This is a genomic window from Actinomadura geliboluensis (assembly GCF_005889745.1).
GTDB lineage: Bacteria > Actinomycetota > Actinomycetes > Streptosporangiales > Streptosporangiaceae > Spirillospora > Spirillospora geliboluensis.
The window spans coordinates 16,925-27,662 of sequence record NZ_VCKZ01000060.1; the positions used below are offsets into that span (position 1 = coordinate 16,925).

Below are 10,738 nucleotides of genomic sequence, written 5' to 3' on the forward strand. Positions count from 1 at the left end.
TGGTGGCAGCGCATACCCTGATCAGATGCGTGCGGGCGAGTTGCGGGGGATCCTGCGTGGACGGGATTTCCAGCGGCTGTACGCGACGCGGCTGGCCTCGCAGCTCACCGACGGCGTGTTCCAGGTGGCCCTCGCCGGCTACGTGTTCTTCTCCCCCGAACGGCAGACGACGGCCGGCAAGGCCGCGGCCGCGTTCGCGGTGACGCTGCTGCCGTACTCGGTGCTCGGGCCGTTCGCCGGGGTGTTCATCGACCGGTGGCGGCGCCGGCAGATCCTCGTCTGGACGCCGGTGCTGCGGGCCGTGCTGGTGCTGCTCGTCGCGGGCCTGGTCGCGGCCGGGCAGGACGGCCTCGGCTTCTTCCTCGGCGTCCTCGTCGTGCTGGGCGTCAACCGGTTCTTCCTCGCGGCGCTGTCGGCGGCGCTGCCGCACGTGGTGCGGCGCGAGCAGCTGGTGACGGCGAACGCCTTCTCGGTCACGTCCGGGACGATCATCTCGTTCGCCGGCGCGGGGATCGGCTACCTGCTGCGCCGCCTGTTCGGGGCGGGGCACGAGGGCACCGCGCTGATCCTCGTCGCCGCGGCGGCGCTGTTCCTCCTGGCCGGGCTGATCGCGACGACGCTGCCGAAGGGCCTGCTCGGGCCGCACACAGCGGCGGGCGAGCGGCCGGAGGCGGCGCCGGGCGTCCGGGACGCGCTCGGCGGCGTCCTGCACGGCCTGGTGGCCGGGGGCAGGCACATCGCGCGGCGGCCGCAGGCCGCGCTCGCGCTCGGCGCGATCTCCTTCCACCGGTTCCTGTACGGCGTCATCCTGATCATGACGCTGCTGCTGTGCCGCAACCACTTCGCCGACGACCCCGACCGGGGCCTGGAGGTGTTCGCGCTCATGCTCGGGGTGTCCGGCGCCGGATACTTCGCGGCGGCGCTGGTCACCCCGGCGGTGGTGCGGCGGATCAGCAAGCAGGCGTGGACGGCGTGGCTGCTCGCCGGGGCGGCGCTCAGCCTCCTCCTGCTCGGGACGCCGTTCACGGAGCGCCCGTGGGCCGCCGGCGCGTTCCTGCTGGGCGTCGTGTCGCAGGGCGTCAAGCTGTGCGTCGACACGACGCTGCAGGAGCTGATCGACGACGAGTACCGGGGCCGGGTGTTCGCCGTCTACGACATGCTGTTCAACGCGACGTTCGCCGCCGCTGCGGCGGCCGCAGCCGCCTGGCTGCCGTCCGATGGCCGTGCCGTCCCGACGCTGCTCATGGTGATCGCCGCGTACGCCGCAGGGGCGGTCGCCTACCGGACGGCGGCGTCCCGCATCCGCCGACCCGCGCACGCCCTCCGCTGACCGGAGCCGACGCCGGTCAGAGGGATTCCGCGATGGCGTGCATCGCGGCGGCGATGTGCAGCACCTCGTCCTCCGTGCAGACGTACGGCGGCATCGTGTAGACGAGCTTGCCGAACGGGCGCAGCCACACACCGTGCGCCATCGCGATCTCCTGCACGGCCGCGACGTCCACCGGCTCCCGCGCCTCCACGACGCCGATCGCGCCGAGGACGCGGACGTCCGCGACCCCCGGGAAGTCGGCGGCGTCGTGCAGCTCGCTGGTCAGGACCGCCTCGATGGTGTCGACCTCGTCCCGCCAGTCGCGGGACAGCAGCAGATCGATGGACGCGGACGCGACGGCCGCGGCCAGCGGGTTCGCCATGTAGGTGGGGCCGTGCATCAGCACGCCCGCCTCCCCGGACGAGATGCCCTCCGCGACGCCGTCGGTGCACAGGGTGGCGGCCATCGTCATGTATCCGCCGGTCAGTGCCTTGCCGACGCACATGATGTCGGGGGCGACCTCCGCGTGGTCGCAGCCCCACAGCTCGCCCGTCCGGCCGAACCCGGTGGCGATCTCGTCCAGGATCAGCAGCAGGCCGTGCTCGTCGGCGATGTCGCGCAGCGCCCGCAGGTACTCGGGCGCGTAGAAGCGCATGCCGCCCGCGCCCTGCACGATCGGCTCGACGATGATCCCGGCCAGCTCGCCCGCGTGCTCCTCGGCGAGCCGGGACAGCTCGTCCAGGTACGCCTCGTCGGGCTCGGCGGAGTAGCCGAGCGGAGGCGGCGGCGCGAACACGTGCTTCGCCAGGACGTCGCCGAACAGGTGGTGCATCCCGGTGACCGGGTCGCAGACGGCCATGTCGCCGAACGTGTCGCCGTGGTAGCCGCCCCGGACGGTGAGCAGCCGGTGCCGCTCCGGGCGCCCCTGCGACCGCCAGTACTGCAGCGCCATCTTGATCGCGACCTCGACCGCGACCGACCCGGAGTCGGCGAAGAACACCTTCGTCAGCGGCTCCGGCGTGAGCTCGACCAGGCGCTCCGCGAGCCGCACGGCCGGCGGGTGCGTGAGCCCGCCGAACATCACGTGCGCCATCTTGCCGAGCTGCCCGGTCACGGCCGCGTTCAGCTTCGGGTGGTTGTACCCGTGCACGGCCGCCCACCACGACGACATCCCGTCGATCAGCTCGGTGCCGTCGGCGAGCGTCAGCCGCACCCCGTCCGCCGACACGACCGGCAGCGCGGGCGCCGGCGCGGGCATCGGCGCGTACGGGTGCCAGATGTGCTCCCGGTCGAACGCCAGCATCCGCTCGGTCTCACGCGGGCTCATCCGCCCGAGCTGCAGCGGAATCACGCCTCGCCCTCCCCGTCCGCGCGCGCCGCTCCGTCCGCGTCGCCCTTCACGGCCGAGTCGGAGGACGGGGCCGCCCCGTCGGCACCGGAGGTCGCGCCATCGTCGGCGTCGTCATCGGCGTCCGGGAGGAGGCCCTCGGCGGCGGCCCAGCGGCGGAGTTCCGCCGCGGCGGCGTCCTTGCCGATCATGCCGCGGTCGAGGCGGAGTTCGAGGAGGAACTTGTACGCCCGGCCCACGAGCGGGCCCGGCCCGATGCCGAGGATCTCCTGGATCTCGTTGCCGTCGATCTCCGGCCGGATCGCGGCGAGCTCCTCCTCCTCCGCGAGCCGGTCGATCCGCTGCTCCAGGTCGTCGTAGGTGCGGCGGAGCCGGTCGGCCTTGCGCTTGTTGCGGGTGGTGCAGTCGGCGCGGGTCAGCTTGTGCAGCCGGGACAGCAGCGGCCCGGCGTCGCGGACGTAGCGGCGGACGGCGGAGTCGGTCCACTCGCCGGTGCCGTAGCCGTGGAAGCGCAGGTGCAGCTCCACCAGCCGGGACACCTCGTTGATGACGTCCTTCGGGTAGCGCAGCGCGGTCAGCCGCTTGCGGGTCATCTTCGCGCCGACGACCTCGTGGTGGTGGAACGACACCCGGCCGCCCGCCTCGAACCGGCGCGTCTTCGGCTTGCCGATGTCGTGCAGCAGCGCGGCGAGGCGCAGCACGAGGTCGGGCCCGTCCTGCTCCTGCGCGATCGCCTGCTCCAGGACGATCAGCGAGTGCTCGTAGACGTCCTTGTGCCGGTGGTGCTCGTCGATCTCCAGGCGCAGCATCGGCAGCTCCGGCAGGACGTGCGCGGCGAGGCCCGTCTCGACCAGCAGCGCCAGGCCCTGCCGCGGGTAGCGGCCGCAGATCAGCTTGGACAGCTCGTCCCGGATCCGCTCGGCGGAGACGATCTCGATGCGGCCCGCCATGTCCTTCATCGCGCGGACGACGTCGGGCGCGACGGTGAAGCCGAGCTGCGAGGCGAAGCGGGCGGCGCGCAGCATGCGCAGCGGGTCGTCGCTGAAGGAGTCCTCGGGCCTGCCGGGCGTCCGCAGGACCTTGCGCTGCAGGTCGGTGAGGCCGCCGAACGGGTCGACGAACTCGTGGCCGGGCAGCCGGGCCGCCATCGCGTTGACGGCGAAGTCGCGGCGGCGGAGGTCCTCGACGAGGGACGTCCCGTAGGAGACGTCCGGCTTGCGGGACTTCGGGTCGTAGGACTCGCTGCGGTAGGTGGTGATCTCCAGCTCGACGCCGCTCTTGCGGAGGCCGACCGTGCCGAACTCGATGCCGATCGTCCAGTGCGCGTCCGCCCAGTCGCGGATGATCTCCAGGGTGCGCTCGGGCGGCGCGTCGGTGGTGAGGTCGACGTCCTTGGTCGGACGGCGCAGCAGCGCGTCCCGGACCGGCCCGCCGACCAGCGCCAGTTCGTGACCGGCCGCCGCGAACAGGGCGCCGAGGTCGTCGGCGACGGGCGCGATGCCGCGCAGCAGCTCGGCGATCGCGATGCGCCGCGAGGACTCTGGGGTCACGTTCTGGTTGGGCACGGCCATCGAGCGTATTTCCTTGATTGACGGGCTGACAAAGGACTTTATGGCGATCGGCGGGGGTCCGCGCGAGAGCCTTTGCGGGGCCGGAGCCGGACGCGCCCCTTCACATGCCGCGATCTCCGGGTTACGTTCTGGGCACCCCGATGACGCCAGCGCGACCGCCGGTGAACCTCCCGCACGACAACGGTAGCGGGATCCCAAGGGCCCCGGTCCGCCGCACGTGCGGCAGAGGCGCATCACAAGGGTTTACGTGACGTATGACGCGAGTTAGGCCACTCGTTCCGGGTATGTGGGGATATCCCCCACAGAGTGCGAAGCACGGGGACACAGCGAAACCAGTTCCGGGGGTGAGCGGGGAGACCCCCGCGGGATGGAGCCCAACATGAAGGACGCTCTCGCCATCCACCGCGCGCTGCTCGAATGGGAGATCCTGCACGAGATCGTGCGGCTGCCCGTCGCGATGACCACCGCCGACGAACTCCCGAAGGCCCTCGGGCTCCCGGCGGAGCGGTGCCTGGTGACGCGCGTCTACGCGTGCGAGGGCGGCAGGGCGGGCGAGAGTGTCCACGCATATGAGGGCGGCCGCGCGGGCGACGGCGTCCTCGGGCGCGACGGCGTCCTCGGGCGCGACGGCGGCCGGCGCGGCCGCCGCTTCCTGGCGGGAGTGATAGTCCCGGCGGGCCGGCGGCTCCCGGCCGAGGCGGTCCGCCGCGCGGTCGGCGCCCGCACCGTCCGGCCCGCGCACCCCGACCTCGTGAACGCCGTCACCGAATACGCGGCCGGGCTCGTCTGCCCGCTGCTGCTGCCCGACTCGATGCCGCTGCTCATCGACCCGCTGCTGGCCGGCGGCCTGGACACCGACGACGTCGTCTACACCGCGACCGGGGAGGCGTCGACCGCCCTCGGCATCCGGGGCGGCTCCCTGTACGCCCTGTGCCACGCGAAGCCGATGGACCTGCTGCCCGCCGCGTCCCTCCCGTCCCCCGCGGTCCCGCCCGCCCCCGCTCCCGCGGCGCCGTCCGCCGGCGAACCCGAGACCGCCCGCTCCGGCGCCTGAGCACGACGACATCCGGTGCCGAGAGCGGAGAAACCGAACACGGCGACGGACTACCATCGAGCCGTGGTGCGGGAAATGTTCGCCCGCCGTCCTGAGGCGGCCGGTAAGGCGTGAGGACGGTCAAACGCGCGGTGGCGCTGGCCGCTCTGCTGCCCTGTATGGCCATGGCGGCGCCGACGACGCTGGCGTCCCCGGCCCTCGCCCGGCACGCCCCTGCGCAGGCGCGCGCACAGGCGCCCGCGCAGGGCAAGGCGCGCGCGCAGGTGGCCATGGCGCTGAGCAAGGTCGACCCCAAGAGCGTCAACGAGAAGTCGCGGATCGAGATCTCCGGGCTGGCGAAGAACCGCACCGACCACCAGCTGCCCGGGCTCAGCCTGCGGCTCCGGTACAGCGCGCAGCCCGTCACCAGCCGCAGCCAGCTCGACCAGTACGCCGCCGCGACACCGAACGCGCTGCCGAACGTCGGCCCGGTCCAGCAACTCCCCGGCGCCGCCGCGCCCGGCGTGAAGCAGAGCTGGACGTTCAAGACCACGGTCAAGCAGCTGGGCCTCCGCCCCCCGACGGGTACGCCCGGCGTCTACCCGGTCGGCGTCGAGGTGCTGAACTCCGCGCAGCAGGTCGTCGGCGGCATCACGACCTTCCTGACGTTCATGCCGAAGGACCGCCGGTTCAACCCGGTGTCGGTCGGCTGGGTGCTGCCGCTCGCCGACCAGATGCACCGCACCAACGACCGGACGTTCCTCGACGACGACCTCGCCGCGGACGTGGCGGCCGGCGGGCGGCTGAACGGGCTCGTCGACGCGGCGGCCGCCACCGACACGCCCGTCACCTGGGCGATCGACCCGGCGCTACTGGACGACGTCCGGCAGATGGCGGCCGGCGACTACACGGTCCGGGCGCCCGGCGCGAAGAAGGGCGTCCAGAAGGGCAAGAACGCCGACGCGGCGGCCTGGCTGACCGCGCTGAAGAACGCCAGCAAGAAGGACCCGTACTTCGTCCTCCCCTACGCCGACCCGGACGTCGTGGCCCTCGTCCGCCGCAAGACGCCCCGCGACATCGCCGACGCGTTCGCCGAGCGGAACACCGGCGTCGCGACGCAGGTGCTCGGACGCGCCGCGAACGCCCGTGTCGCCTGGCCGCCGGCCGGCGCCGCCGGTCCCGGCACGGTCGACCAGCTCGCCAAGAACGCCCTGAAGAACGGCGGCTCGTTCCTGATGAGCAGCTCCCAGTTCCAGGACCCGGCGGCCGGCGCGCTGCCGAACGCGACGACGACCCTCCCGACCCACTACGGCGACCGCAAGGCGCTCCTCTACGACGAGAAGATCAACCAGATCGTCAGCGAGGGGTCCCAGACGGCCTCCGGGGGGCTGCTCGGCGAGCAGCGCTTCCTGGCCGAGACCGCGATGATCGCGGCGGAGGCGCCGAACCGGCAGCGCACCCTCGTCGTCGCCCCCGACCGGTACTGGAACCCCGCCGGCGGGGTCGCGAAGAACCTGCTCAGGTACACCAGGAAGGCCGGCTGGCTGCGCGCGGTGCCGCTCAGCAAGATCGAGTCGGTCGCGCCGCAGGGCCGCGTCTTCAACGGCTACTCCGACGACTACCAGCAGTACGAGATCGGCGACGCGCACCTGCGGCAGGTGCAGGAGATCGCCGAGGAGGCCGCGACGTTCCAGGCCGTGATGACCGGCCCGGCCAAGATCTCCTACGAGCGGTCGGTGCTGCGCCTGGAGTCGGCGGCGTGGCGGGCGTCGGCCCGGCACGCGCGGGCGGCCCGCAACCAGCTGAAGGACGAGCTCGCGGCGGACATGAACCAGGTCCGCATCGTCACCGCCAAGAGCAAGCGGGTGCTGATGGGCGGCAGTTCGGGCCGCCTGCCCGTGCTCATCGAGAACAGGCTGCCCGACCAGGCCGTCAAGGTGCACCTCGTCGCCACCTCGGAGAACAGCGCCAAGCTCAGGCTCGGCCGGCTGGAGCCCGAGGACGCGATCATCGAGCTGCAGCCCGGCCAGAAGGCCCAGCGGTGGATCCCCGCGCAGGCGGCCGGCAACGGCAACTTCCACGTCCAGCTGGAGCTGCGTACCCCGGGCTCGCCCCGCCGGACGTACGGGACCGGCGAGTCCATCACCGTGAACGTCACCGGCTACGGGCGGCTCGCACTGCTCATCACCGGCGGCGGACTTGCCGTACTCTTCGGGGGCGTCGGAGTGCGGGCCATCAGAGCGAGGCGCCGCCGGAAAGCGGAGGCAGCCGGTGACGGGTCGACCGGAATGGGATCGGCGGGACCAGGGGAGCGGGGGACAGGGTTCCCAGGTCCCGGGTTCCCAGGGGCCGGGGTACCCGCCGCCGAGTTCCCCGGGGTATCCGGGGCAGGGCCGGCCGCCGCAGGGTCCGCCACCCCAGAGTCCCCCACCACAGGGCCCGCCACCACAGGGCCCGCCACCGGGCCGGGGATATCCACAGGGTCCGCCGCAAGCGCCCCGCCAGGGTCCGCCCCAGCGGCCCCCGGGTCCGCCGCCGCACGGCCCCCAGGGGCCGGGGCCGCAGGGTCCGCCGCAGAGGCCGCCGGGCCCGCCGCCGCGGACCGCGCCGAACCCGGCGGGATACCCGAGCCCGCCGCCGACGGGCAGACCGCCCGGCGCGGGGAACGTCGCCGCCGAGACGGCGATTGACCTTCCCGTCCCCGGCGGCGCGCCTGTCGCGGAGACGGTCGTCGACACACCCGTCCCCCCGCCCGGTGAGGGCGACGGGGACGGCGGCGGGAAGGGCACGTCCGGCGGCATCCTGCGCTCCGGCGCGATCATGGCGATCGGCACGCTCGCGTCCCGCATCACCGGGTTCCTGCGCACCGCCGTCATCGTCGCCGCGCTCGGCACCGGGCTGCTGGCGAACGCCTACAACACCGCCAACACGATCCCCAACCAGATCTACGACCTGCTGCTCGGCGGCATCCTGACGAGCGTCATCGTCCCGCTGCTGGTGCGCGCCAAGCAGCGCGACCGCACCTACGGCGAGCAGTACGAGCAGCGTGTGTTCACCCTCGCGGTGATCGGCCTCGGCGTCCTCACCGTCGTCTCGGTGCTGTGCGCGCCGCTGTTCATCGACGTCCTGGCGGGCAGCTACGACGGCGACTCGCGCAAGGTCGCCGTCCTGTTCGCGCGGTTCTTCCTGCCGCAGCTGTTCTTCTACGGCGTCGGCGCGTTCGCCGGGGCCATCCTGAACACGCGCGGCAGCTTCGGCGCCCCGATGTGGGCGCCGGTGCTGAACAACATCGTGGTGATCGCGGTCGGCGGCGCGTTCCTGGCGATCACCACCGGCCGCGTCGACCCGTCCAACATCACCGACTCCCAGCTCATGCTGCTGTCGATCGGCACCACCGGCGGCATCGTCCTGCAGACGATCGCGCTGTGGCCGTCGCTGCGCCGCGTCGGGTTCCGCTGGCGGCCCCGGCTGGACTTCAAGCGCGGCGAGATCGGCGAGGTCGGCCGCATGGCCGGCTGGACGCTGCTGTACGTCATCGCCACCCAGGCCGCGCTCGCCGTCGTCACCGCGCTGACGAACGCCGCCGGGAAGAACGCCGCGAACGCCGGGTTCGGCGAGGGCTACGGCTACACCCCGTACTTCAACGCCTACCAGCTCTTCCAGCTGCCGTACGCGATCGTCGGCGTCTCGGTGATCACCGCGCTGCTGCCGCGGATGAGCCGGTTCGCCGCCGAGGGCAAGACCGCCGACGTGCGCGCCGCGTTCTCCAGCGGGCTGCGGCTCTCCTCGGTAATCATCATGCCGGCGGCGGCGCTGATGCTGGTGCTCGGCCCGGAGATCACCACCGTGCTGTTCGCGCACGGCAACACCTCGCCCGACGACGCCCTCGTCATCGCGCGGGTCATGCAGATGTTCGCGATCGCGCTCGTGCCGTTCTCGATCTACCAGCTGATGCTGCGGGTCTTCTACTCGCACGGCGACACCCGGACGCCCGCGCTCATCGGCCTCGTCGTCACCACGTGCAACATCACGCTGGCGTTCACCGCCTACAACGTCCTGGGCGTCAAGTGGATCGTGGTCGGCATCGCCGGCGGGTTCGCGCTCACCAACGTGGTCGGCACCATCACCTGCTGGCTGGTGCTGCGCCGCAAGCTCGGCGGCATCGACGGCCGGCGGATCGCCACCGGCCACCTGAAGCTGCTCGTCGCGGTCTGGCCGCTGATCGGGTTCGGCTACGCCGCGCACACCGTCGCGGACGCCGCCGCCGGCGGCACGTCGTCGCTGCTTCCCGCGCTGGTCACCCTGGTCGTCGGCTCCGTCGGCGGCGGGCTGCTGTACGTGCTGTTCGCCAAGCTGATGCGGGTGGAGGAGATCCAGACGACGATCGCGACGTTCGCGCGGCGGCTGCCCGGCCGCTGACCACCGTAGAACGCCGTCCTCCGGTGCGGCAGTAGCCGGACGGGAAGACGAACACCTCCCAAAGTAAAAAAGGACGCGCGGCGATAAGGCGGCCACTCAGGCGAGTAAGCACTACCATGTGGGGGACTACGGCTTGCGGGGCGACACCCTGGGGAACGCAAAGAGGAGGGTCGGAGGCGTAAGCTGCCACGCCACGAACATGGGATCTGACCACCTGTGCAGGACGTTGCCGTGAGCACGTCAGTCATCGAGCCCGGCACGCGTCTCGCCGGCCGCTACCGCCTCGAAGAGCGCATCAGCGATTCCGGTGGATCGTCGCTCTGGAAGGCCATCGACGAGATCCTCGCGCGGGCGGTCGCCGTCCGCACCTTCGATCCCGAGTTCCCCCGGATCGCCGAGGCCGTCACGTCCGCGCGGTCGGCCAGCCGGCTGACCGACCCCCGCTGCACCCAGGTGTTCGATGCCGACGACTCGGGCGAGAGCGCCTACGTCGTCAGCGAATGGGTGGCCGGCGAGACCCTGGAGGGCATGCTCGGCAAGGCCCCGCTGGAGCCGGGCCGCGCCGCGACCCTGCTGTACGAGGCGGCCGAGGCGGTCGCCGCCGCCCACGCCGCGGGGCTGTCGCATCTCTGCCTCACCCCCCGCGACCTCGTGTGGACGACCGGCGGCACCGTCAAGATCCTCGGCATCGCGACCGACGCCGTGCTGCACGACCGCACCGCCGCCGACCCCGCCGCCGAGGACGTCCGCGGCCTCGGCCGGATGCTGTACGCGGCGCTCACCGCGCACTGGCCCGGCGACCCCGACCTCTCCGACCTGCCCGCCGCGCCCGCGACCGACGGGGTCCCGCACGCGCCCCGGCAGGTGCAGGCCGGCATCTCGCACGCCGTCGACGCCATCGTCTGCCGCTGCCTCGGCATCGGCCCCGGGATGCAGGCCGACCCGATCGCCTCGCCCGGCGACCTCGCGAAGGCGCTGCGCGGCGTCCCGCGCACCCCGCTGCCGCTGTTCGCCGGGCTCGGCAACGCCGCGCCGCCTGTCCCTTATACACATCTTAC

At 72.8% G+C, this 10,738-nt stretch carries 7 protein-coding genes; 5 read left to right on the top strand and 2 right to left on the bottom strand.

From position 1 onward, the window contains the following. Positions 1–25 precede the first annotated feature (25 nt). A complete protein-coding gene (locus ETD96_RS11340) occupies positions 26–1,330 on the top strand; it encodes an MFS transporter (RefSeq protein WP_138636281.1) in 1,305 nt (434 codons plus the stop codon). Between the two features lie 16 nt (positions 1,331–1,346). Here the strand turns inward: ETD96_RS11340 and bioA are convergent, their stop codons facing one another. Further along, positions 1,347–2,660, bottom strand: coding sequence for an adenosylmethionine--8-amino-7-oxononanoate transaminase (gene bioA / locus ETD96_RS11345; RefSeq protein WP_240807518.1), 1,314 nt, complete (start codon positions 2,658–2,660; stop codon positions 1,347–1,349). Continuing rightward, on the bottom strand, positions 2,657–4,228 hold the full coding sequence (locus tag ETD96_RS11350; RefSeq protein ID WP_138636282.1) for a CCA tRNA nucleotidyltransferase: 1,572 nt from the start codon (positions 4,226–4,228) through the stop codon (positions 2,657–2,659). The genes bioA and ETD96_RS11350 overlap by 4 nt, the downstream gene beginning before the upstream one ends. Before the next feature lie 379 nt (positions 4,229–4,607). On the opposite strand from ETD96_RS11350, the gene ETD96_RS11355 reads away from it, so the two are divergent. The 4 genes from ETD96_RS11355 to ETD96_RS11370 form a co-directional block, all read left to right on the top strand. Continuing rightward, positions 4,608–5,282, top strand: a complete 675-nt coding sequence (locus ETD96_RS11355) for an aminoacyl-tRNA deacylase (protein ID WP_138636283.1) — start codon at positions 4,608–4,610, stop codon at positions 5,280–5,282. Between the two features lie 110 nt (positions 5,283–5,392). Then, on the top strand, positions 5,393–7,951 hold the full coding sequence (locus tag ETD96_RS11360) for a DUF6049 family protein (RefSeq protein ID WP_138636284.1): 2,559 nt from the start codon (positions 5,393–5,395) through the stop codon (positions 7,949–7,951). Between the two features lie 112 nt (positions 7,952–8,063). After that, positions 8,064–9,680, top strand: coding sequence for a murein biosynthesis integral membrane protein MurJ (gene murJ / locus ETD96_RS11365; RefSeq protein WP_274704601.1), 1,617 nt, complete (start codon positions 8,064–8,066; stop codon positions 9,678–9,680). 231 nt (positions 9,681–9,911) lie between these two features. After that, the coding region (locus tag ETD96_RS11370) for a protein kinase family protein (protein WP_205719215.1) at positions 9,912–10,738 on the top strand (827 nt) is incomplete at its 3' end.